Raw genomic sequence first — 21,173 nt, 5'->3', positions numbered from 1 at the left:
GCCTGTGTTTGCACAGACGCAGTCGCTGCCGGTGAGAAAAGCCGGACTGTGGGAGGTCACGATCCGGGGCGCGGGCGATTCCATGATGCGGCAACAGAAGGTGCTGCAGTGCACCAATGAAGAGGTCGAATCCATCATGCTGCTGTCCGTGGTTCCTGGCCAGGAACACTGCCATGACGTGACCGTGAAGAAGTCAGGGAAGGGGCATGAAATACGCACCATGTGCTACGTGCACGACAACCGGGTGGAAGCCGCCGTGGAACTGTCGGGAGACTTGCAGGCCGCTTATCGGGGCGTCTTTGATGTGAAGTACTCCAAGCCGGTGCGCTTCAACCCTGGCCGGACAGAGTTTGAGGGGCGCTGGCTGGGCGCTTGCAAGGCAGGCCAGCGCGCGGGAGACATGTTGCTGCCAAACGGCGCAACGGTGAACGTGGTGGATGACCGCAAACGTGCCGAAACCCACGGGCACCAGGGGCATGAAGGGCACAAACACTGAAGGTGTAGTGCAGCACAAGGGGGTATTGCGCGGGCGTCAGCTTCGTCCTTTGCCCTCCGCATGAGAGGCAGGCAAAGGCTGCGCGGCAATGCGCAGCCTTCGGCTTTGGTCTGGGCTACTGGCTGATTTCCAGCATCACCAGACGCCCCTGCGAGGCAGGCCAGGTCTGGCCCACCACGCGTTCGCCGTTGAACTCGGCTGCAATCGTGCGCTGCCCGCCCGAGGGCTTGACCTTGGCTGTCGCCACGCCCGCGCCAGCGGGCACACCTGCCGGTGCCGCACCATCCAGCAGCATCTTGTCGCGCGCCGGGTCCAGGTAGCCCCGGGGGCGGGTGAGGGTGACGATGGACTCTGCAGCCTTGTCCGCGTCGGCCATGCGTTCTGCGCGCAGGTGGATGAGGTTGCTGCTGCGGGGAAAGCCGCTGCGGTAGATGTGGGTGGTGGCGTAGCCGGGCGCTGAAATCACGAACTCGGTGGGGGTGCCAGGCGGGATGCTCAACGGCCCCCACACGCCATCGGTCCCCACGGTCTTGCGCAGCAGTGGCGGGCCACTGCGGGCGCCGGTGCCGGCGTCGGTGGCATAGACCTCCAGCTGGGCGCCTGCCAGTGGCAGGTTGTTGCTGAAGTTGCCGGTCTTCGCGTCGGCCGGGTCTACACCGAGGCCGGTGACCTTGCCATTCAGCACCACCTGCTTTTCTGCCGCGATGGTGGTGGCCTGCGGAGCCTTGCCGGTGATGAAGCGGTAGGTGGCTTCAAACGCGGCGGGCGAGTACGAGGTCTCGCGGTGGTCGATGCGCGGGATCACCACATTGGTGGCGCCTTTGAGCTCGGGCCCCGCGGCGGTCACGTTGGTGGCTGTGCCCTTCTGGCCGATCCACAGGCCATCGGGCTGGGCGAACTTGTCGTTGTTGTCCGAGCGGATGGTCAGCCATTTCACGGGGCCGCTCACCTCGTCGCCTGCCGCATTTTTGGGCGCATTCAGTGCTTTGAGAAAAGGGCCCGTGCCCGAGAACTCATTGCCTTCGCGGAACCCCGGAATGGCCCACACGCCGTGGTTGGGTGTGCCGCCCAGAATGGCGTGGCTCACGGTTTTTTCACCCCCGCCGTTGTAGATGTAGTTGCGGATGGCATTGCCGCCGCGCGAATTGCCCACCAGCACGACCTGGCGGGCACCGGTGGTTTTGAGCACCTTGTCCACTTCGGCCCGGAGGTAGGCCATGTGCTCTGCGGCTGATGTGCGGCCTGGCTGGGGCTTGGCGTCTTCATCGCGCGCGAGTGGGTAGGGCAGGTCGATGGCGTGCAGGCGCTCGCGCGGCCAGCCATTGGATTCGAAGCGCCACACGGTGGTCTGCCACAGCGCGGCGGTGTCGCCATTGCCGTGCACAAAAACGATGGGCGGGGCCTCGGCCAGGCCGGGGCTCTGGGTGGCACAACCAGCCAGGGCCAGGGTGGCTGCCGCAGCAGCGGTGGCGAGGAGGAGGGATCGGCGTTGCATCCACAGCGTGTTCATCGGAAGGTCTCCTGAAAGAAAAAATGCCCGTGAGCCGTTCAGCCCACGAGCATTGCACAAGTGCGTGACAGCTCCGGTTTATGCAAAAACGCCAGCTGTGTCCTGCATGCGGGCCGACACCTCGCCCAGGTGGTGCAGGGTGTCGCCAAAGGTCATTTCCAGCTGCGTGAGCTTCTTGAAATAGTGGCTGCCGATGTACTCATCGGTCACGCCGATGCCGCCGTGCAATTGCACCGATTGCTGGCCCACAAAGCGCATCGATTGGCCCAGCTGCACCTTGGCGCGGGCCATGGCAGCGCGGCGTTCGGCCGCAGGGGCGCCGAGCTTGAGGCTGGCGTAGTAGCTCATCGAGCGGGCCAGTTCCAGCTGCATCTTCATGTCGGCCACACGGTGGCGCAGCGCCTGGAAGCTGGAGATGAAAACGCCGAACTGCTTGCGCTGGTTCATGTATTCGACGGTGAGCGCCACGGTCTTGTCCATCACGCCCACGGCTTCGGCGCAGGTGGCGGCAATGCCGGTGTCCACGGCCAGCTCCAGCGCGGCCAGGCCGTCGGCGGTGATGAGCGTGGCGGGGGCGTTGGCCAGTTGCACTTCGGCGGCGCGGCTGCCGTCTTGCGTGACGTAGCCGCGCGTGGTGACACCAGCGGCCGAGCGTTCCACGAGGAAGAGGGCGATCTTGCCGTCCAGCTGCGCAGGCACGATGAAGGCGTCGGCCTGGTCGCCAGCGGCTACTATGCTTTTTGTAGCTGTTACGGCATATCCAGCGGGCGCAGAGGCCGCTTTTGCCTCACAAACATCCAGGCGGTAGCGTGCCTTGCGCTCCTGGTAGGCCAGCACCACCAGGGCTTCACCGCTGGCCACGCGGGGCAGCCAGGCGCCTTGCACGTCGGCGGGGGCGTAGTACGACAGCACGCTGCTGGCGATGAAGGCCTGGGCGATGGGCTCCAGCACCATGCCACGGCCCAGCTCCTCGGCCACCACCATGGCGTCGATCGCGCCCTGGCCCATGCCGTCGTGGGCTTCGGGCACGGTCAGCGCGGTCAGGCCCAACTCGGCCAGCTCGCCCCAGGCGGCGCGGTCGAAGCCGCCTGCGGCCACGGCGGCGCGGCGGCGCTCGAAGCTGTAGCCCTTGTCCACCCACTTGCGCACGGCGTCGCGCAGTTGTTCCTGGTCGTCAGAAAAATCGAAATCCATGTTCTTGTCTCCTGGAACTTGGGGTCAGCCGAGGACGGTCTGAGCCACGATGTTGCGTTGGACCTCGTTCGAGCCGCCGTAGATGGTGGTCTTGCGCAGGTTGAAGTAGGTGGATGCCAGTGGTGCGTTGGCGGTGACGCCGCCGGGGAAGTTGCCCTGCCAGCCCGCCTCCATGGCCTCTTCGATGAAGGGCAGGCTGAACGGGCCGGCGGCCAGCATCATCAGCTCGGCGTAGCGCTGCTGGATCTCGCTGCCCTTGATCTTGAGCAGGCCCGCGATGTCGAGCGAGTTCTTGCCGCTCTTCTCGGCCGACAGCACGCGCAGCACCAGCATTTCCAGCGCCACGATGTCCACTTCAAGCAGGGCGATCTGGTCACGGAAGCGCTGGTCGTCCCACACACCTTCGGTCTTGGCAATGCGCTTCAAGCGCTCCAGTTCGCGCTTGCTGCGGTTCACATCGGCGATGTTGGTGCGCTCGTGGCTCAGCAGGTGCTTGGCGTAGGTCCAGCCCTTGTTCTCTTCGCCGATCAGGTTCTCTGCGGGCACTTCGACGTTGTCGAAGAACACCTCATTGACTTCGCACTCACCGTCCAGCAGCTTGATGGGGCGCACGGTGACGCCCTTGGACTTCATGTCCAGCAGCAGGAAGGAGATGCCGGTCTGCGGCTTGCCTTCGTTGCTGGTGCGCACCAGATTGAACATCCAGTCGCCATGCTGGCCCAGCGTGGTCCAGGTTTTCTGGCCGTTGACGATGTACTTGTCGCCCACACGCTCGGCGCGGGTCTTGACGCTGGCCAGGTCCGAGCCCGAACCGGGTTCGCTGTAGCCCTGGCTCCACCAGACTTCGCCGCTGGCGATGCCGGGCAAAAAGCGCTTTTGCTGTTCGGCATTGCCAAACGCCATGATCACCGGGGCCACCATCACCGGGCCGAAGGGCACGATGCGGGGCGCGCCAGCCAGCGCGCACTCTTCTTCAAACAGGTGCTTTTGCACGGCCGTCCAGCCGGGGCCGCCAAATTCCTTGGGCCAGCCAAAACCGAGCCAGCCTTTTTTGCCCAGGATCTTGGCCCAGCCCTGCATGTCTGCACGGGTCAGGCGCAGGGCGTTGTGCACTTTGTGCGAGATTTCCTTTGGCAGGTTGGCGTGAACCCATGCGCGAACTTCGTCGCGAAAGGCCTGTTCTTCGGGGGTGAATGCGAGATCCATGCGGCTTGTCTCCTGAGAAGTCCTGTTTGTAGCACGGTCGTTCGTTTTATTCCTGTCCGGGTGGCGACATCGGCGCGGCGTCTGCGGCCATGCCCAGCTCTGCGCACAGTCGTTGCACGGTGGCGCGCAGGCTGGCCACCTCGGCCTCCAGCGCGTCCACGCGGGCCTGCAGGGCGGGGGATGGCCCCGCTGCGCCGGTGCCTGGCTGGGGGGCATGGCTGCTGCTGGTGTCCACCGGCCCGCACATCAGGTGCGCCCAGCGCTGCTCGCGCGCGCCGGGTGCGCGGGGCAGCTGCACCACCAGCGGGCCGCCTTTTTCGGCGCTGCGTTCCTGCAACTCGTCCAGAAACGCCTCGACCGAGGAAATGTCGGCAAACCGGTACCAGCGCTCGGCGTTGATGCGCAGCTCGCCCGCCGTCTGCGGGCCGCGCAGCATTAGCAGGCCCAGCAGCACGGCCGATTGTTCGGGCACGCCCACGCCACGCTGGAAGTTGTGCTCCCAGCGCGTGGTGCGGTTGCCGCTGCTCTCAAACGCCAGGGTCAGCAGCTTGAGCGAATCCAGCGCCTCCTGCGCCTCGGCATCGCTCAGGTTCATCACCGGATCGCGGCTGGTTTTCTGGTTGCAGCCGGTGACCAGGCCGTTGAGCGACATGGGGTAGCTGTCGGGCACGGTGCGCGCCTTCTCCATCAGGGTGGCGAGCACGCGGGCTTCGTGGGGGGTGAGGGGGCGGGTCGCAGGATCAAAAGGCATGGCTGGGATAATCCGGGGCAATTTATGAAGAACATCGTCATTCTGATCTCTGGCGGCGGCTCCAACATGGCCACCATCGTCCGGACTGCGCAGCAGGAGCACTGGGAGCAGCGCTACGGCGCCCGCGTGGCGGCCGTCATCAGCAACAAACCGGATGCTGCAGGGCTTGCTTTTGCGCGGGAGCAGGGCATTGCGACGGAGGCGCTGGACCACAAGGCCTTTGCCAGCCGCGAGGCGTTTGATGCCGAACTGGCCGCCACCATCGACCGCCACCAGCCCGCGCTGGTGGTGCTGGCCGGGTTCATGCGCATCCTGACGCCCGGGTTTGTGGCGCACTACGCGGGGCGGCTGATCAACATCCACCCCTCGCTGCTGCCCGCCTTTACCGGGCTGCACACGCACCAGCGCGCGATTGATGCAGGCTGCAAGTTTGCGGGCGTGACCGTGCACCAGGTGACGGCCGAACTGGACGTGGGCCCCATCCTGGACCAGGCCGTGGTGCCGGTGCTGCCTGGCGATACGGCCGAGACGCTGGCGGCGCGGGTGCTGACCCAGGAGCATGTGATCTACCCCCGCGCCGTGCGGGCGCTGGTGCAGGCGCTGTAGTGCCCTTGTGATGTCAATGCTATAAAAACAATAGCTTTAAAGGCAATATGGTCGCGCGCAGAGGCCTGTTTTTTGCCTGAAACCTACTGGCGCGCGCAGCTCGTCAACTGACGGGCGAATCGCACTGCGCGTGCCAAGGGGCTGGAAGGGGCTCCGTCAGCCCCCTTCCAGGGGCTGCGCGTGTCTCCCCGGCCGCGTCAGGCCACCGCGCTCAGGCTGCTGGTGCTGGACGATGCGGCGCTCCAGCCATTGGCGGCCAGCGCGTACTGCTGCCGCGCAAAGTCGGCCAGCCGCGCCAGGTCGGTGCGGCCGCCGGATTCGCTGCCGGTGGTCGCTGACTGGGCCTGGCGGGTCAGCTGGTTGATGAAGGCCTGGGACTCGCTGGTGCTGATGCTGGCGTCGCCATCGGTGTCGATGGCGTTGAACAGCGCGGTGATTGCGTCCTGCGCCACGCTGCTGGTGCTGCCTGCCAAGCGCTCGGCGGCCGAGACCGTGCCGTCCTCGTTGGTGTCCAGCGGGTCGTAGCTGGCGGCCGAGTTGCTGCCCCCAGCACCACCCGGCCCCCCCCCGGGAGGCGGCGGCATGCCGCCCATGGCCTGCATGCCTCCTGCTTCTCCCCCCACGCCCGAAGGGCGGCCCGCGTCGAATTCGGCTTCGCTCAGGCTGCCGTCGCCATCCGCGTCCAGCTGGCTGAAGATTTCGTCGCTGCTCACGCCCGTCTTGCTGGCCGTGCCGCCGGACATGGCCTCCAGCAGGGCCTGCAGCTCGGTTTGGCTCACGGCACCATCACCGTCGCTGTCCACCTTGCCAAACAGGTCGTCACCTGCCTCGCCGGTGGCGGCCGCGTTGGTGCTGCTGTCCCTGCTGCGCGACTGGGCAAACGCCATGGTCGAGGGGGGCGGGGGCAGCACGTTTTGCATCGTCTTGCCCAGCTCGTCGGCATTGAGGCTGCCATCGCCGTTGGTGTCGTACTGCTTGACCAGGTCGGCCGCGCTGGCCTGGCTGCTCACGCCGGTCTTTTGGGCCACATCGTCCAGCAGGCCCTGCAGTTCGGTGTCGCTCACGCCGCCGCTGCCGTCGGCATCGATTTTGGACAGCAGCCGCTCTGGCGAGGGCTGCGGGCGCGATGCCCGCTGCACGCTGGCACTGGACCAGGCACTGCTGACGCTACTGATGGTCGTCATCGTTGTTCCTTTCTTCCAAAGGCGGGTCGGTGCCTGGTCCCCCACAGCGGAAGCCCTCAGCCATGGCCCGCGTCCATTCTTGGGCGGGCATGTCTCCGGGGTTTGTCTGCTTTGTACCAAGGCCGGTACAAAGGGCGCCTGCAAGCCCCGAACAGGGGGGCAAATGCCCGCCAGATTGCCCCGAGGGCGCGGGGGCGGCTGCCTAAACTTGGGACGATCTTTTGGAGGCGTTTTTGCGCCTGTGCCCACCCATGCAACACATCCTGGTGGTGGACGACGATGTCGAGATCACCACATTGCTCACCGAATACCTTGCCCGCTTTGGCTATGCCGCCCACGCAGCGGGTGATGCGCTGTCGATGCGGGCCCAGATGGCCGCGCACCCCATCGGCCTGGTGGTGCTGGACGTGATGCTGCCCGGCAGCGACGGCATCACCCTGGCGCGGGAGCTGCGCGAGCGCTCCCGGGTGCCGATCATCATGCTCACCGCCCGCGCCAACCCCTATGACTGTGTGCTGGGCCTGGAAATGGGGGCCGACGACTACATGGGCAAACCCTTCGAGCCGCGCGAGCTGGTGGCCCGCATCCAGACCGTGCTGCGCCGCGTCGCGGGCGACACGGCCCCGGCCCGGCAGGGGCCGGACGAGGTGGTGCGTTTTGACGGCTGGACGTTGCACAGCATCGAGCGGCACCTGGTGTCCCCCCAGGGCGTGGTGGTGCCGCTGTCCAACGCCGAATTCCGCCTGCTCTGCACCTTTTTGCGCATGCCACGCCGCGTCTTCAGCCGCGACCAGCTCATGGAGCAGGCCCGGGGCCGGGCCATGGATGCGTTCGAGCGCAGCATCGACCTGCTGGTCTCGCGCCTGCGCAGCAAGCTGTCGGACGACCCGCGTTCGCCCTCGATGATCCGCACCGTGCGTGGCGCGGGCTATCTGCTCAACGTGCAGTCGCTGCAGGGGCAGGTGGGGTGGCCCCACTGATGGCCTCATGGATGGCGGCACGCTGGCGTGTGGCGCTGCAGCGCTGGTTGCCAAACACCTTGTTTGGACGGCTCGCGCTGCTGCTCATCGTGGCGGTGATCGCGAGCCATGTGCTGGCGCTCACGCTCATGTTTGAACTGCGCCCAGCGCACCCCGAACGCCCGCCGGGCCCGCCCGGCCCGCCGCCGCATTGGGGTGTGGCCGAGGGACGCCCCCTGCCACCCCCGGGCCAGCCGCCCCATGGCGAACGGCCCGGTTTCTGGAATGCGCCGCCGTCGCTGCAGCTAGGCCTGCTGCTCGACATCGGCGTGCGCCTGGCCGCGCTGGTGGCCGTGGCCTGGTGGGCGGCACGCTGGCTGTCGCGCCCCATGCACCGGCTGGCCACGGCCGCGCAGCAGCTGGGCCGCGACATCAACCGCCCCCCGCTGCCCGAGGACGGCACGCTGGAGTGCCGCGACGCCAGCCGGGTGTTCAACCAGATGCAGGCGCGCATCCGCCAGCAACTGGCCGAGCGCGACCGGTTTGTGGCGGCGGTGTCGCACGACCTGCGCACACCGCTGACCCGGCTGCGCCTGCGCACCGAAAGCCTGGGCGATGCCCGTGCGCAGCAGCTGTTTCGCCGCGACATTGCCGAGATGGACGCCATGATCACCTCCACGCTGGACTACCTGCGCGGCGTGGCGGGCGCCGAGGCCTGGGCGCTGCTGGATGTGCGGGCGCTGGCCGACAGCCTGGCCGATGACCAGCTGGCCCTGGGCCACCGGGTCTCGGTGGCCGGGCAGTCGGCCCCGCTGCGTGCACAGGCCGTGGCGCTGCGGCGCTGCCTGGACAACCTGGTGGGCAACGCGATCCGCTACGGCGGCAGTGCGGAGATCACGCTGCACGATGCGGCCGACGCGCTGACCGTCGAGGTGCGCGACCATGGCCCCGGTTTGCCGCCGGAGGAACTGGAGCGCGTCATGGAGCCGTTCTACCGCGTCGAGGCCTCGCGCAACCGCCAGAGCGGCGGAGCGGGGCTGGGGCTCACCATTGCCAGCGATATTGCGCGCCGCCATGGCGGGCAGCTGGTGTTGCGCAATGCCGCAGGTGGCGGGCTGGTGGCGGCGGCCACCTTTCCGCGCAAGGCGGCTTGAAGAGGGCTGGTCTCAGCCCGCTTCGGCGGCGTCGTCGCATTTCTCAAAACGGGGCCGCAGCACGCCATCGATGAGCACCTGCTCTTCAAACATGGCGGCGGGGCGCACCCACAGGCCGCGCTGGCCATACAGCGCGCGGTACAGCGTCATGGGCTCCAGCGTCTCGCTGTGGCGCACGGTGTCGATCACCTCGTAAAGCATGCCTTTGTAATGGCGGTACAGCCCCGGGGGCGTGCGGATGAGTGCGGGCAGGTCGTCGTCGGTCATGGTGGTGGGGCGGGGGCTCAAGTGGTTAGGATGGCGGCTGATAAAAATCAAGCAAGAGTGAGGGACGTCCGTGGATCAGGCAGATTTTGTGCATCTGGTGCGCATGAGTGAGCATGCCAGTGCCGACAACAGCCGAGCGTACCGCCGCAGTGTGGCGGCGTTTGCGGCGCTGGGCTACGCATGGGTGCTGGGGTGCCTGGCGTTGGCCGTGGGTATTTTGATGTGGGTGGTGCCGCAGCTGCTGCACGGCCGCTTTCGTTTGGCGTTGGTTTGGGCGCTGCTCGGGGCGGGTGGGCTGCTCTGGGTCAGCCTGCGGGCCCTGTGGGTGCGGTTTGATGAGCCTGCCGGGGTGGAGGTCACGGCGCTGGACGCTCCTGACCTGTTCGAGGCTCTGGCGCGCATCCGCCGCAAGATCAAGGGGCCGCCCATCCACAAGGTCACGCTCACCGACGAATTCAACGCCAGCATCCAGCAACTGCCGCGTTTTGGCCTGCTGGGCGGCGCCGTCAACCACCTGAGCATCGGCCTGCCCCTGTTGATGGCGCTGGACCGGCCGCGTTTCCTGGCCGTGCTGGCCCATGAATATGGGCACCTGCGCGGCGACCACGGCCGGTTTGCCGCCTGGATCTACCGCACGCGCCTGTCGTGGATGCGCCTGAACCACAGCCTGGCGGACGACGAAGGCCCGGTGGCGGCTGCCACCCAGGCCTTCATGCGCTGGTACTTTCCGCGCTTTTCTGCCAAGACCTTTGCGTTGGCCCGCCAGGACGAATACGAGGCCGACCGCATTGCGGGCAAGCTGCTGGGCCGCGATGTGACAGCCGCTGCCCTGGCCGAGATCGAGATCCGGGGCGCCTGGCTGCAGGCGGAGTTCTGGGGCAACCACTGGTGTGTGGCGGCCGACAACCCGGTGCCGGTGGGCCCCTACCGCAGCATGCGCCGCCAGCTGGCCAAGGCCCCCGACGCCGTGTTTGCCAACGATGCGTTGCGCCAGGCCCTCAAGCGCCTGAGCAGCGTGGACGACACCCACCCCGGCCTGCGCGACCGCATCGAGGCGCTGGATGCGACGCCCACCGTGCCGGACTGGTCGCGCGGCAATGCCCTGGCCCTGCTGGGCCCCGATGCCAAACGCTGGGTGACCCATTTCGACAAGCAATGGTGCCGCGACAACGCCACCGAGTGGAAGCAACACCACGCCTGGCTGGGGCGCGTGCGTGCCCGCGCCGAGGCACTGGGTGCCTCCACGGCGCAGAGCAGTGCCGCTGATCTGGTGGAGCTGGCGCGCCTGAAGCGCCACCTGGACCCGCATGCCGATGTGCGTGCTCTGTACGAACTGGCGCTGGAGCGCAGCACCGATTACCCGGCCGCGCTGCGCGGGCTGGTGCCTTGCCTGCCCGAAGGCGACCGCGAAGCCAAGCTGCAGCTGTTGAACCGGGTGTGGGAAGCCGGCAGCAGTGACCGCTATTGGGCCGCACGCACGGCGCTGGCCGAGCTGGAAACCCCACGCCTGGGACTGGACCACGACGCCGCCGCCTTCAAGCAGTGGCGCAAGCGCCTGGAACGCGCCCAGGAGTCGGAAGAGCGTGCCTGGGAGGAGCTGTCGGGCACCTCGTTCTTCAGCCAGACCACGCGCAATGACCTGAGTTCTTTCGAGCTGGCCGAACTGCAGTCGGAACTGGCCCGCTGCGCCCCCCTGGCCCGCTGCTGGCTGGTGCGCAAGAACCTGCGCGAACACCCACAGCGCAGGGCCTACCTGGTGTTTGTGGAACTGCCGGGCATGGACGACGAAAGCCGCTACCACCTGTGCCGTGCGCTGGAACGCAACCTGAGCCTGCCCGGCCCCGCACTGGTGCTGTGGGCAGGCGAATCGCCGACGCTGCAGGAGATCCAGCGCTCGGCGTTCGAGCCCATCTACACCCGTTGACGTAGAAGCCCCGCACACAGCAGCGTTGTCATCTCCCTCCTTGCCGGGCACTGGGCCGGGACGTCGGAGGCAGCCAACACGGCGGGGAATGGGACAATCGGGGGATGCATCCCAAAGTTCTTCTCGACGCCTGCGCCGAACTGGTCAGGCTCACCCTCACGTTTGAACACCCCGCCGATGCGGTGGTGTCGCGTTTTTTCCGTGACAACCGGGGCCTGGGGCCCCGCGAGCGCGCAACGCTGGCCGAAACGGTCTACACCGTGCTGCGCAAGAAGCTGCTGTTTGACCACATGGCGCCCTCGGGCTCGGGCCCCAAGGAGCGGCGCCTGGCCATCCTGGGCTTTCATGGGCCGCGCGATTTCCTCAAGGCAGCGCTGACCGAGCAGGAAAAGAACTGGCTGGACCAGTGCGATGCCGTGACGGTGGACGACCTGATGGAGCGCCACCGCCACAACCTGCCCGAATGGCTGGTCAAGCCCCTCAAGGACCAGCTGGGCGCTGGCTTTTGGCCCTTGGTGGGTAGCCTGGCCCAGAGCGCGCCGCTGGACCTGCGCGTCAATGCGCTCAAGGACAAGCGCGCCGATGTGCAAAAAGAGCTGGCCAAGGCCGGCATCAAGGCCCAGCCCACGCCGTATTCGCCCTGGGGCCTGCGCATTGACGACAAGCCCGCATTGACCAAGCTGGATGCGTTCACGCGCGGGGCCATCGAGGTGCAGGACGAAGGCTCGCAGCTGCTGGCCCTGCTGCTCGATGCCAAACGGGGCGAGATGGTGGTGGATTTTTGCGCTGGTGCAGGTGGCAAGACGCTGGCCATTGGCGCCAGCATGCGCAATACGGGGCGGCTGTATGCCTTTGACGTGTCGGGCCACCGGCTGGACGCGCTCAAGCCCCGCTTGGCGCGCAGTGGCCTCTCAAATGTGCACCCGGCCGCGATCGCGCACGAGCGCGACGAGCGCGTCAAGCGCCTGGCGGGCAAGATCGACCGCGTGCTGGTGGATGCGCCGTGCTCCGGCCTGGGCACCCTGCGCCGCAACCCCGACCTCAAGTGGCGCCAAAGCCCCAAGGCGGTGGAGGAACTGACCGCCAAGCAGACCTCGATACTGGCCAGTGCGGCACGCCTGCTCAAGCCGGGTGGGCGGCTGGTGTACGCCACCTGCAGCATACTGCCCGAGGAGAACGAGGCGATCGCCGAAGCCTTCAGCGCCGCGCACCCGGATTTTGAGCTGGTCGATGCGGGTGAGCTGCTGGCGCAGCTCAAGGTTGAAGGTGCCCAGGGGCTGTGCAGTGGAGGCGCATCCGGCAGTGGTTATCTGCGCCTGTGGCCCCATTTGCACCAGACCGACGGTTTCTTCGCAGCCGTCTGGACCCGCAAGCGCTGAGGGATGCCTTGCCTGCACCAACTTGGGGATATGACCAGTTGGCGACAGATGCGCTGAGAATGCCCTCTAAATCAGCGTAAATCCTATGGATGTCCCCGGTTTTTCAAAGGGGTGTCACTTTAAAATGGGTGACCTGCTTCGCTGGTGAGCGGGCTCTTTGTAGTAAGGCTTTTGTTGAATATGCTGTTACCCGATTGGGCTGTGCTGAACGCTGCCATTGACTGGCTGGGCCATGGGTTGTGGAACCTGGCCTGGTGGAAAATCGTGCTGTACACCCTGGCGACGACCCACATCACCATTGCGGCGGTCACGATTTTTCTGCACCGCGCTCAGGCGCACCGCGCGCTCGACCTGCACGCCATTCCTTCGCACTTCTTCCGCTTCTGGCTGTGGATCGGCACGGGCATGGTCACCAAGGAATGGGTGGCCATCCACCGCAAGCACCACGCCAAGTGCGAAACCGTGGACGACCCCCACAGCCCGCAGACGCGTGGCCTGGATACCGTGATGTGGCGTGGTGCCGAGCTGTACCGCGCCGAGTCCAAGAACATGGAAACCATCAAGAAGTTCGGTCATGGCACACCGGATGACTGGATGGAGCGCAATGTGTACACCCGCTTCGGCTGGCAGGGCGTGGGCCTGATGCTGGTGCTCGATCTGGCCCTGTTCGGCGCCATCGGTGCCGCTGTGTGGGCGGTGCAGATGCTCTGGATTCCGTTCTGGGCAGCCGGTGTGGTCAACGGTGTGGGCCACTACTGGGGCTACCGCAACTTCGAGGCGCAGGACGCCAGCACCAACCTCTCGCCCTGGGGCGTCATCATTGGCGGTGAAGAACTGCACAACAACCACCACACCTACCCCACGTCGGCCAAGTTTTCGGTCAAGCCCTATGAGTTCGATATTGGCTGGGTCTACATCAGCCTGATGAAAAAGGTGGGCTGGGCCACGGTCAAGAAGGTGCCGCCCAAGCTGCAGCTGGGTGATGTGAAAGCCGTGGCCGATGAGAAAACCCTGGAGGCCTTGATCGCCAACCGCTATGAGGTCATGGCCGGTTATGCCCGAGGGGTACGCCAGGCGTGCAAGGAAGAGATTGCTGCGCTCAAGGCACGCCAGGCGGATGTCTCGGTGCTGAAGGCTGCCAAGCGCTGGCTGCCCCGCGATGCCGAAAAAATCCCGGCCATCGCGCTGCCACAACTGGCACAAGCCCGCGCGGCGCACCCTGCGCTCGACAAGATGGTGACCATGCGCGAAGAACTGCGCCAGCTGTGGCTGAACACCTCGCAATCGCGTGAGCAGCTCACGGCCGACCTGCAAGCCTGGTGCCGCCGGGCGGAAGAAAGCGGGATTTCCGCACTGCGCGAGTTCTCGCTGCGGCTGCGGGCGGCGCAAGCCTGAAGCGGTTTGCCCTGACCACACAAAGGCCTTGCCGCTTGGCAAGGCCTTTTCATTTTTGGGTTCTTGTTTACCGCGCAGCGTGCAAGGCGCCGCCATGGCCTGAGCCCTTGGCGGCTTTCCGGGGGCTTTGGAGGGTGGTGCGCAGCCCGCGCCAGATCTGCTGCCATAGCCCTGGCGCAGGTGCGGCTTCCGTGAGCTGGATTTCGGCGGGGCGTTGCCGGGGGTTGTGCAGCCGAAGCCAGACGGCCTGCGCCTGCCCGTTCCACGGCAGATGCTGCCCGGCCTCCAGCCAGGTGGGAGGTGGTGTCTGCAATCCTTGTCCGCAGGCTTGAGGGGGCCAGTGGACAGCCACATCACCCCGCGTGGTGCGCAGTGTGCTGCCAGGGGCCAGGCAAATCCAGATCCCCTGGCCGGGGGTGAGATGCTGGGTGAAGGGGGGCGTGCTGGTGTGCAGGGACATGGTGCAGGGGCTCCGGGTGAACAAAGGAAAGGCTGCAGTGAGGGCCTTAGCGTAGGAAAAGCCGCTTCGGTTCAACAGGTACACGCACCGGCGCGGAAGGGTAGAACAGTGTTGATTTCTTGAATGCTGTTATGGTCCTTGATCCCCTTTCCTGTATCTGTACCCGCCAGCGGTGTTCAGGCACGATGCACGGAGCCGCTGCCGAGCCCGTCCCACGGCTGCGCACCACGCCATGTCACATTCCTCCGAGCCCCGGGGAGTCCCGATCTACCGCCAGCTGGCGGCCTTGTACGAGCAAGCGATCGCCGCAGGCAGCCTCACACCCGGCATGCGCATGCCTTCGGTGCGCGAGCTGTGCCAGCGGCACCAGGTGAGCCTGACGACGGCGCTCCAGGTGCTGCGCCAGCTTGAATCCCAGGGGTGTGTGGAGGCCCGGGAACGGGTGGGTTACTTTGTGCGGGATCTGGGTGGCGTGGCGCTGCCCGGGGCGCGCGAGCCCGACCTGCATGAGCCCCTGGCCCAGGATCCGCGTGTCTTCGCTGGCATCAACGAGCGTATTTCAGGCTTTCTGGAGAAGGCGCGCCGGGCTGGCCCTTTGCCGCTGGACCTGGGCAGCGCCATGCCTGCGCCCAGCCTGTTTGATGCGGCCGCGCTCAACCGGCTGGCCCATGGCCTGCTGCGGGAGCAGCCCGATATCCTGGTGTATGGCCCCTCGGCGCCGACCACGCACCCGGAGTTCCAGCAGGCCATGGCGCGCCACGCGCTCACCTTTGGCGTGTGTGTGGCGCCTGCCGACATTGGCGCGACGCACGGCAACTCTGAAGCTGTGAACCTCGCACTGGATGCGGTGGCCGAGCCGGGCGATGTGATTGCCGTGGAATCGCCCACGTTTTTTGGCATCCTGCAGGCCATCGAGGTGCGGGGGCTGCGCGCGCTGGAGATTCCGAGCAGTCCACACACCGGCATGTCGCTGGAGGCGCTGGAGCTGGCCGCGCGCAATGAGCCCCGGCTCAAGGGCGTGGTGGTGGTGCCCCACCTGCAGATGCCCCTGGGTAGCGTCATGCCCGACGCCCACAAGGAACGCCTGGTGGCCCTGTGTGTGGAGCATGGGCTGGCGCTCATCGAGGACGATATCTACCGGGAGTTTGTGGAGTCTCCCCGCGTGCTGCGCCCCGCCAAGGCCTGGGACCGCCCGGGCGATGCGGGCCAGGTGATTTACTGTGCATCGCTCAGCAAGAGCTTTGCGCCTGGCCTGCGCCAGGGTTGGATGAGTGCCGGCCGCTGGCAGGCGCGGGTGCAGATGATCAAGTTCGCGCGCACGCGCAACATGCAGACCTGGTCGCAGTTGCTGGCCGCGCGCAGCGTGGATTCCCCAGCCTACGAGCGCCACATGCGCCGCATGCGGGCGCAACTGCGCATCCAGCGCGAACAGGCGGCGCGGGCCGTGGCGCGCTACTTCCCCGCGGGCACGCGCCTGAGCTTGCCGCCGGGTGGGTTGAGCCTGTGGCTGGAGCTGCCTGTCGGCATTTCCTCGACACGCTTGTACGACGAAGCGTTGGAGAACGGCATCCGTGTGGCCCCGGGCCCCATGTTCTCCAACACGGGGCGGTATGAGCATTTTCTGCGGCTGAGCTGCGGCATGCCGTTCACCGCCGAGGTGGAGGCGGGCTACCGCACCCTGGGTGGCTTGCTGGCTGCCCAGATGGCGGAGCTGCCTGTGCCGCGCAAGGTGGCCTGAGGCCGCTGAGGTCGTCCGCCTTTTGGCGGTCCGTTGTGCCGCAGGCATAAAAAAACCGCCCTGGAAGGGCGGTTTTTTCGGGGAGCGGTGCCGAATTACTTCAGCTTGGCTTCCTTGTACTCGACGTGTTTGCGAGCCTTGGGGTCGAACTTCATGATCGACATCTTTTCAGGCATCGTCTTCTTGTTCTTGGTGGTGGTGTAGAAGTGACCGGTGTCCGCCGAGGACACCAGCTTGATCTTGTCGCGTCCGCCTTTGCTTGCCATGGTGCTACTCCTTAAGCCTGGCCACGGGCACGCAGGTCTGCGAGCACCGAGTCGATACCGTTCTTGTCGATCAAACGCAGGGCAGCGCTCGAAACACGCAGGCGAACCCAGCGGTTTTCGCTCTCGACCCAGAAACGGCGGTATTGCAGGTTCGGCAGGAACCGGCGCTTGGTTTTGTTATTGGCGTGGGAAACATTGTTCCCGGTCATGGGCTTCTTGCCCGTTACGTCGCAGACGCGTGCCATGAGGACACTCCGATACTTTTAACGGCCGTTTGCTGGGCCCCGGGATCAATTTCCCGGGTTGGCTTGCGGCCTCACCTCGCCAGAAAGGGTGGCGGTAACCCGATTTGCTTGGTTTCAGGTGCCGCAAAAAACGGGCCGAATTCAGCAAAGCCACAGATTATAGCCTGTTGCCCAGTTTTTGATCAAGCTTCTTGTTCGAGGAAGCGCTGCGCGTCCAGCGCGGCCATGCAGCCCGTGCCTGCGCTGGTGATGGCCTGGCGGTACACATGATCCTGCACATCGCCAGCGGCAAACACGCCGGGCACGCTGGTCTGGGTGGCAAAACCCTTGAGTCCGCCCTGGGTGATGATGTAGCCGTTCTCCATCTCCAGCTGGCCCTGGAAGATCTCGGTGTTGGGGGCATGGCCGATGGCGATGAAGCAGCCTTGCAGCTTGATGTCTTCCGTGCTGCCATCCTTGGTGCTCTTGATGCGGATACCGGTCACCCCAGTGTTGTCGCCCAGCACTTCGTCCAGCGTGTTGAACAGCTTGAGCTCGATCTTGCCCGCAGCGACCTTCTCATGCAGCTTGTCCACCAGGATGGGCTCGGCCTTGAACTTGTCGCGGCGGTGCACCAGCGTGACCTTGCGGGCAATGTTCGACAGGTAAAGAGCTTCTTCCACGGCGGTGTTGCCACCGCCGACCACGCACACGTCCTGCTCGCGATAGAAGAAACCGTCGCAGGTGGCGCAGCCCGACACGCCCTTGCCCATGAAAGCCTCTTCCGAAGGCAGGCCCAGGTATTTGGCCGATGCGCCCGTTGCCAGGATCAGCGCGTCACAGGTGTAGGTGCCGCTGTCGCCGGTGAGGGTAAAGGGGCGCTTGCTGAAATCGACCTTGTTGATGTGGTCGAAGACGATTTGCGTCTTGAAGCGCTCGGCGTGCTCCAGAAAGCGCTGCATGAGGTCGGGGCCCTGCACGCCGTGCACGTCGGCAGGCCAGTTGTCCACCTCGGTCGTGGTCATCAGCTGGCCGCCCTGGGCCATGCCGGTGATGAGCACCGGGTTCAGGTTGGCGCGGGCGGCATAGACGGCCGCTGTGTAGCCCGCAGGGCCCGAGCCGAGAATCAGAACTTTCGCGTGTTGGGTGGTGGACATGGTAAAAGCCTGTGTTTTGCGCCCGCTACACGGGGCGCTGTTGGAAAAGCTGGGGGTTGAGCCGCCGAGTATCAACCGGCGGATGCGGCTGCACGCAGCCCGTTTTTCAATCACGGCGATTGTAAGAAGCGATTGATAACCCGTTGCGGCGCCGGTTGAGCCGCACCCCTGAAAGGAGATGTCTGCATGTCCACGATGTTGTCCAACCTGGACCTGCTGCGCCGGGTGCCCTTGTTCTCGCTGCTGACGGTGGCGCAGGCCGAGGTGATCAGCGGCGCGGTGATCAAGCGCCGTTTCAAGCGTGGCGAGGCCCTGGTGGAACAGGGGCAGAAATCCAATGCCCTTTTCATCCTCCTCACGGGCCGGGCCCGGGTGATGACCTCGGACAGCCGGGGGCGCGAAGTGATCCTGGCGACCCTGGCGCAGGGCGACTACCTGGGCGAGATGAGCATCATCGACAACGAACCCCACTCGGCCACGGTGCGGGCCGAGGTGCAGACCGACGTGCTGATGCTGGGCCGCACCGAGTTCGCCCGTTGCCTGACCGAGAACGCCTCCATGTCGCTGGTGGTGATGCGTGGTCTGGTCAAGCGCCTGCGCCATGCCGATCGCAAGATTGAGTCACTGGCGTTACTGGATGTGTACGGCCGTGTGGCCCATGCCCTGCTGGACTTTGCCGTGCCCGATGCCCAGGGCCAGCAGGTGATCAAGGACAAGATATCGCGCCAGGACCTGGCCAAGATGGTGGGCGCCTCGCGCGAGATGGTCAGCCGCGTGATGAAGGACCTGGAAGAGCGGGGCTTCATCGAAGTGCTCCCGAGCGGCGCCACGCTGCTGCGGGACCGGCTGAACGCGCTGGGCTGACGTTTACCGCCCTGCGGCGGGGCAAGCCCACGGTCCTGGGATGCTTGGGGTAAGCTCGCCCGGCACGCTTATGACCTATTCCCTCAATACCTTGAATGCATCGGCGGCGGCCAAGTCGCCGCCCCGCACGGGCGCGGCCCGTTTTGGCCATGAGATTGGCCTGCTGGTGGGCCTGCTGGCCCTGGTTTTCTGGCTGCTGGCGCTGGTCAGCTATTCGGCCCAGGACGCGGCCTGGTCCACCTCGGGCGCGCGGGATGCGCGCGCGGTGGCCAATTGGGCGGGTCGGCTGGGGGCCTGGCTGGCTGACGGCAGTTATTTTGCGATGGGCTTTTCGGTGTGGCTGTGTGTGGCGGCGGGTGTGCGCGCCTGGTTGTCTTCGCTGGCGCGCTGGATGCGCGGGGGCGAAGCAGTGGCCGGGGCGGCCAGCCCGCTGGTGCGCCGGGCCACGTTCTGGCTGGGCCTGGTGGTGTTGATGTGTGCCAGCACGGCCCTGGAGTGGTCGCGGCTGTACCGTTTTGAATCTCTCCTGCCGGGCCATGCCGGTGGTGTGCTGGGGTACCTCACGGGGCCCGCCAGCGTGAAATGGCTGGGTTTCACCGGCTCGGGGCTGCTGGCCATTGTGCTGGCCGTGCTGGGCGCGGCGCTGGTGTTCCGCTTTTCGTGGGGCCATGTGGCGGAGTTTCTGGGGGCGCGCATCGATGCGCTGGTGCAATCTCGCCTGGCAAAACGCGAGGTGGCCAAGGATGTGGCCGTGGGCCGCAAGGCCGCACGCGAGCGCGAAGTAGTGGTGCTGGAAGAGCGCACCGAGAGCGAGGTGCACCACCCCGAACCCATTCAGATCATCGAACCCGTGCTGGTGGAGGTGCCCCAAAGCACGCGTGTGGTGAAAGAGCGGCAAAAGCCCCTGTTCACCGAGATGCCTGACAGCAAGCTGCCCCTGGTGGACCTGCTCGATGGCCCGCAGCAGCGCCAGGAAACCGTGGCGCCCGAGACGCTGGAGATGACCAGCCGCCTCATCGAGAAAAAACTCAAGGACTTTGGCGTGGAAGTGCGCGTGGTCGCGGCCATGCCCGGCCCGGTGATTACGCGCTACGAGATCGAGCCCGCCACCGGCGTGAAGGGATCGCAGATCGTGGGCCTGGCCAAGGACCTGGCGCGTTCGCTGAGCCTGGTGTCGATTCGCGTGGTGGAGACCATCCCCGGCAAGAACTTCATGGCGCTGGAGCTGCCCAACGCCAAGCGGCAGTCCATCCGCCTGTCAGAAATCCTCGGCTCGCAGGTCTACCACGAGGCCAAGAGCATGCTTACCATGGGCCTGGGCAAGGACATCGTGGGCAACCCGGTGGTGGCCGACCTCGCCAAGATGCCTCATGTGCTGGTGGCGGGTACCACGGGCTCGGGCAAGTCGGTGGGCATCAACGCGATGATCCTGTCGCTCTTGTACAAGGCCGAGGCGCGCGATGTGCGCCTGTTGATGATCGACCCCAAGATGCTGGAAATGTCGGTGTACGAAGGCATTCCGCACCTGCTGGCGCCCGTGGTCACCGACATGAAGCAGGCGGCGCATGGTCTGAACTGGTGTGTGGCCGAGATGGAGCGCCGCTACAAGCTCATGTCCAAGCTGGGTGTGCGCAACCTCGCGGGCTACAACACCAAGATCGACGAAGCCAAGGCCAAGGAGGAGTTCATTTACAACCCCTTCAGCCTCACACCCGAAGAGCCCGAGCCGCTGCAGCGCCTGCCGCACATCGTGGTCATCATCGACGAGCTGGCCGACCTGATGATGGTGGTGGGCAAGAAGATCGAAGAACTCATCGCCCGCCTGGCGCAGAAGGCGCGCGCGGCAGGTATCCACTTGATTCTGGCCACCCAGCGCCCCAGCGTGGACGTGATCACCGGCCTGATCAAGGCCAACATTCCCACCCGCATCGCGTTCTCGGTGGGCTCCAAGATCGACAGCCGCACCATCCTCGACCAGATGGGCGCCGAAGCCCTGCTGGGCATGGGCGACATGCTCTACATGGCCAGCGGCACCGGCCTGCCGATCCGGGTGCATGGCGCCTTTGTGTCGGACGAAGAAGTGCACCGTGTCGTCAGTTACCTCAAGGAACAAGGGGAGCCGGACTACATAGAGGGTGTGCTCGAAGGCGGAACTGTGGATGGCGACGGTGATCTGTCAGGGGACGGCGGCGGTGGCGAAGGGGGCGAGAAGGACCCCATGTACGACCAGGCCGTCGAAGTGGTGCTCAAGGACCGCAAGGCGAGCATCTCGTACGTGCAGCGCAAGCTGCGCATTGGCTACAACCGCTCGGCGCGGCTGCTGGAAGACATGGAGAAAGCTGGCTTGGTCAGCGGCCTCACCGCCAGCGGCCAGCGCGAAGTGCTGGTGCCTAACCGCAGCGAATGATGGACCGGGCTGCGCGCCCGGCCCGCACCCCA

The 21,173-nt window shown here is 66.0% G+C and carries 20 protein-coding genes; 10 read left to right on the top strand and 10 right to left on the bottom strand.

From position 1 onward, the window contains the following. Window positions 1–4: 4 nt before the first annotated feature. On the top strand, window positions 5–496 hold the full coding sequence (locus AC07Z7_RS05270; protein ID WP_494765566.1) for a DUF3617 domain-containing protein: 492 nt from the start codon (window positions 5–7) through the stop codon (window positions 494–496). Between the two features lie 115 nt (window positions 497–611). On the opposite strand, the gene AC07Z7_RS05265 is transcribed toward AC07Z7_RS05270, so the two are convergent. The 4 genes from AC07Z7_RS05265 to AC07Z7_RS05250 all read right to left on the bottom strand — a co-directional run bounded on the left by AC07Z7_RS05265 (window position 612) and on the right by AC07Z7_RS05250 (window position 5,157). Further along, a complete protein-coding gene (locus AC07Z7_RS05265) occupies window positions 612–2,006 on the bottom strand; it encodes an alpha/beta fold hydrolase (RefSeq protein WP_494765565.1) in 1,395 nt (464 codons plus the stop codon). A 78-nt stretch (window positions 2,007–2,084) separates the two neighbouring features. Further along, window positions 2,085–3,200 (bottom strand): acyl-CoA dehydrogenase family protein, encoded by a 1,116-nt coding sequence (locus AC07Z7_RS05260; RefSeq protein WP_494765564.1) that lies wholly within the window; start codon window positions 3,198–3,200, stop codon window positions 2,085–2,087. Window positions 3,201–3,224: 24 nt separating this feature from the next. After that, window positions 3,225–4,406 (bottom strand): acyl-CoA dehydrogenase family protein, encoded by a 1,182-nt coding sequence (locus AC07Z7_RS05255; protein ID WP_094285378.1) that lies wholly within the window; start codon window positions 4,404–4,406, stop codon window positions 3,225–3,227. 46 nt (window positions 4,407–4,452) lie between these two features. After that, the gene (locus AC07Z7_RS05250; RefSeq protein ID WP_094285379.1) at window positions 4,453–5,157 is read right to left on the bottom strand and encodes a YceH family protein; all 705 of its coding nucleotides are present in this window, start codon (window positions 5,155–5,157) and stop codon (window positions 4,453–4,455) included. Between the two features lie 24 nt (window positions 5,158–5,181). Between AC07Z7_RS05250 and purN the strand changes: the two genes are divergently transcribed. Further along, window positions 5,182–5,763, top strand: a complete 582-nt coding sequence (gene purN / locus AC07Z7_RS05245) for a phosphoribosylglycinamide formyltransferase (protein WP_094285380.1) — start codon at window positions 5,182–5,184, stop codon at window positions 5,761–5,763. Between the two features lie 197 nt (window positions 5,764–5,960). Here the strand turns inward: purN and xopAW are convergent, their stop codons facing one another. Then, on the bottom strand, window positions 5,961–6,947 hold the full coding sequence (xopAW, locus tag AC07Z7_RS05240; protein ID WP_494765563.1) for a XopAW family type III secretion system calcium-binding effector: 987 nt from the start codon (window positions 6,945–6,947) through the stop codon (window positions 5,961–5,963). A gap of 251 nt (window positions 6,948–7,198) precedes the next feature. Here xopAW and AC07Z7_RS05235 point away from each other — a divergent pair, with 251 nt between their 5' ends. Together AC07Z7_RS05235 and AC07Z7_RS05230 are read left to right on the top strand one after the other, a co-directional pair. Then, window positions 7,199–7,927: a response regulator gene (locus AC07Z7_RS05235; protein ID WP_494765562.1), complete on the top strand. Its 729-nt coding sequence runs from the start codon at window positions 7,199–7,201 to the stop codon at window positions 7,925–7,927. Further along, the gene (locus tag AC07Z7_RS05230) at window positions 7,927–9,060 is read left to right on the top strand and encodes an ATP-binding protein (protein ID WP_494765561.1); all 1,134 of its coding nucleotides are present in this window, start codon (window positions 7,927–7,929) and stop codon (window positions 9,058–9,060) included. Before AC07Z7_RS05235 ends, AC07Z7_RS05230 begins: the two co-directional genes overlap by 1 nt. A 12-nt stretch (window positions 9,061–9,072) precedes the next feature. Here AC07Z7_RS05230 and AC07Z7_RS05225 read toward each other — a convergent pair whose 3' ends face one another. Continuing rightward, a complete protein-coding gene (locus AC07Z7_RS05225) occupies window positions 9,073–9,327 on the bottom strand; it encodes a DUF1653 domain-containing protein (protein ID WP_094285855.1) in 255 nt (84 codons plus the stop codon). A gap of 70 nt (window positions 9,328–9,397) precedes the next feature. Here AC07Z7_RS05225 and AC07Z7_RS05220 point away from each other — a divergent pair, with 70 nt between their 5' ends. The 3 genes from AC07Z7_RS05220 to AC07Z7_RS05210 all read left to right on the top strand — a co-directional run bounded on the left by AC07Z7_RS05220 (window position 9,398) and on the right by AC07Z7_RS05210 (window position 14,025). Beyond that, a complete protein-coding gene (locus tag AC07Z7_RS05220; protein ID WP_494765560.1) occupies window positions 9,398–11,251 on the top strand; it encodes a M48 family metallopeptidase in 1,854 nt (617 codons plus the stop codon). A 104-nt stretch (window positions 11,252–11,355) separates the two neighbouring features. After that, window positions 11,356–12,630, top strand: coding sequence for an RsmB/NOP family class I SAM-dependent RNA methyltransferase (locus AC07Z7_RS05215; RefSeq protein ID WP_494765559.1), 1,275 nt, complete (start codon window positions 11,356–11,358; stop codon window positions 12,628–12,630). A 180-nt stretch (window positions 12,631–12,810) separates the two neighbouring features. Next, window positions 12,811–14,025, top strand: a complete 1,215-nt coding sequence (locus tag AC07Z7_RS05210; protein ID WP_494765558.1) for a DesA family fatty acid desaturase — start codon at window positions 12,811–12,813, stop codon at window positions 14,023–14,025. Between the two features lie 67 nt (window positions 14,026–14,092). On the opposite strand, the gene AC07Z7_RS05205 is transcribed toward AC07Z7_RS05210, so the two are convergent. Further along, window positions 14,093–14,485 (bottom strand): hypothetical protein, encoded by a 393-nt coding sequence (locus tag AC07Z7_RS05205; protein WP_494765557.1) that lies wholly within the window; start codon window positions 14,483–14,485, stop codon window positions 14,093–14,095. A 232-nt stretch (window positions 14,486–14,717) separates the two neighbouring features. Between AC07Z7_RS05205 and AC07Z7_RS05200 the strand changes: the two genes are divergently transcribed. Next, complete coding sequence (locus tag AC07Z7_RS05200) at window positions 14,718–16,223, top strand: aminotransferase-like domain-containing protein (protein WP_494765556.1); 1,506 nt, start codon at window positions 14,718–14,720, stop codon at window positions 16,221–16,223. Window positions 16,224–16,318: 95 nt separating this feature from the next. On the opposite strand, the gene rpmG is transcribed toward AC07Z7_RS05200, so the two are convergent. The 3 genes from rpmG to trxB form a co-directional block, all read right to left on the bottom strand. Further along, window positions 16,319–16,489, bottom strand: coding sequence for a 50S ribosomal protein L33 (gene rpmG, locus AC07Z7_RS05195; RefSeq protein ID WP_063461314.1), 171 nt, complete (start codon window positions 16,487–16,489; stop codon window positions 16,319–16,321). An 11-nt stretch (window positions 16,490–16,500) separates the two neighbouring features. Beyond that, a complete protein-coding gene (gene rpmB, locus AC07Z7_RS05190; RefSeq protein ID WP_015013086.1) occupies window positions 16,501–16,734 on the bottom strand; it encodes a 50S ribosomal protein L28 in 234 nt (77 codons plus the stop codon). Between the two features lie 182 nt (window positions 16,735–16,916). After that, the gene (gene trxB, locus AC07Z7_RS05185; protein ID WP_094285389.1) at window positions 16,917–17,870 is read right to left on the bottom strand and encodes a thioredoxin-disulfide reductase; all 954 of its coding nucleotides are present in this window, start codon (window positions 17,868–17,870) and stop codon (window positions 16,917–16,919) included. Window positions 17,871–18,056: 186 nt separating this feature from the next. Between trxB and AC07Z7_RS05180 the strand changes: the two genes are divergently transcribed. Then, window positions 18,057–18,734 carry a Crp/Fnr family transcriptional regulator gene (locus AC07Z7_RS05180; RefSeq protein WP_063461312.1) on the top strand — a complete coding sequence of 226 codons (678 nt, stop codon included), beginning with the start codon at window positions 18,057–18,059 and terminating at the stop codon, window positions 18,732–18,734. A 70-nt stretch (window positions 18,735–18,804) separates the two neighbouring features. Then, the gene (locus tag AC07Z7_RS05175; RefSeq protein WP_494765555.1) at window positions 18,805–21,141 is read left to right on the top strand and encodes a DNA translocase FtsK; all 2,337 of its coding nucleotides are present in this window, start codon (window positions 18,805–18,807) and stop codon (window positions 21,139–21,141) included. The last annotated feature ends 32 nt before the right edge of the window (window positions 21,142–21,173 follow it).

The organism is Acidovorax sp. GW101-11A03 (genome assembly GCF_059424825.1).
Note: the sequence above shows the minus strand (reverse complement) of the source record. Positions and strands in the feature narration are given on the sequence as shown.

What these genes read in the sequence shown, in the direction of transcription:
- AC07Z7_RS05265 (WP_494765565.1), bottom strand. Translation starts at nt 2,006, where the DNA reads ATGAACACGCTGTGGATGCAACGCCGATCCCTCCTCCTCGCCACCGCT.
- AC07Z7_RS05260 (WP_494765564.1), bottom strand. Translation starts at nt 3,200, where the DNA reads ATGGATTTCGATTTTTCTGACGACCAGGAACAACTGCGCGACGCCGTG.
- AC07Z7_RS05255 (WP_094285378.1), bottom strand. Translation starts at nt 4,406, where the DNA reads ATGGATCTCGCATTCACCCCCGAAGAACAGGCCTTTCGCGACGAAGTT.
- AC07Z7_RS05250 (WP_094285379.1), bottom strand. Translation starts at nt 5,157, where the DNA reads ATGCCTTTTGATCCTGCGACCCGCCCCCTCACCCCCCACGAAGCCCGC.
- purN (WP_094285380.1), top strand. Translation starts at nt 5,182, where the DNA reads ATGAAGAACATCGTCATTCTGATCTCTGGCGGCGGCTCCAACATGGCC.
- xopAW (WP_494765563.1), bottom strand. Translation starts at nt 6,947, where the DNA reads ATGACGACCATCAGTAGCGTCAGCAGTGCCTGGTCCAGTGCCAGCGTG.
- AC07Z7_RS05235 (WP_494765562.1), top strand. Translation starts at nt 7,199, where the DNA reads ATGCAACACATCCTGGTGGTGGACGACGATGTCGAGATCACCACATTG.
- AC07Z7_RS05230 (WP_494765561.1), top strand. Translation starts at nt 7,927, where the DNA reads ATGGCCTCATGGATGGCGGCACGCTGGCGTGTGGCGCTGCAGCGCTGG.
- AC07Z7_RS05225 (WP_094285855.1), bottom strand. Translation starts at nt 9,327, where the DNA reads ATGACCGACGACGACCTGCCCGCACTCATCCGCACGCCCCCGGGGCTG.
- AC07Z7_RS05215 (WP_494765559.1), top strand. Translation starts at nt 11,356, where the DNA reads ATGCATCCCAAAGTTCTTCTCGACGCCTGCGCCGAACTGGTCAGGCTC.
- AC07Z7_RS05210 (WP_494765558.1), top strand. Translation starts at nt 12,811, where the DNA reads ATGCTGTTACCCGATTGGGCTGTGCTGAACGCTGCCATTGACTGGCTG.
- AC07Z7_RS05205 (WP_494765557.1), bottom strand. Translation starts at nt 14,485, where the DNA reads ATGTCCCTGCACACCAGCACGCCCCCCTTCACCCAGCATCTCACCCCC.
- AC07Z7_RS05200 (WP_494765556.1), top strand. Translation starts at nt 14,718, where the DNA reads ATGTCACATTCCTCCGAGCCCCGGGGAGTCCCGATCTACCGCCAGCTG.
- rpmG (WP_063461314.1), bottom strand. Translation starts at nt 16,489, where the DNA reads ATGGCAAGCAAAGGCGGACGCGACAAGATCAAGCTGGTGTCCTCGGCG.
- rpmB (WP_015013086.1), bottom strand. Translation starts at nt 16,734, where the DNA reads ATGGCACGCGTCTGCGACGTAACGGGCAAGAAGCCCATGACCGGGAAC.
- trxB (WP_094285389.1), bottom strand. Translation starts at nt 17,870, where the DNA reads ATGTCCACCACCCAACACGCGAAAGTTCTGATTCTCGGCTCGGGCCCT.
- AC07Z7_RS05180 (WP_063461312.1), top strand. Translation starts at nt 18,057, where the DNA reads ATGTCCACGATGTTGTCCAACCTGGACCTGCTGCGCCGGGTGCCCTTG.
- AC07Z7_RS05175 (WP_494765555.1), top strand. Translation starts at nt 18,805, where the DNA reads ATGACCTATTCCCTCAATACCTTGAATGCATCGGCGGCGGCCAAGTCG.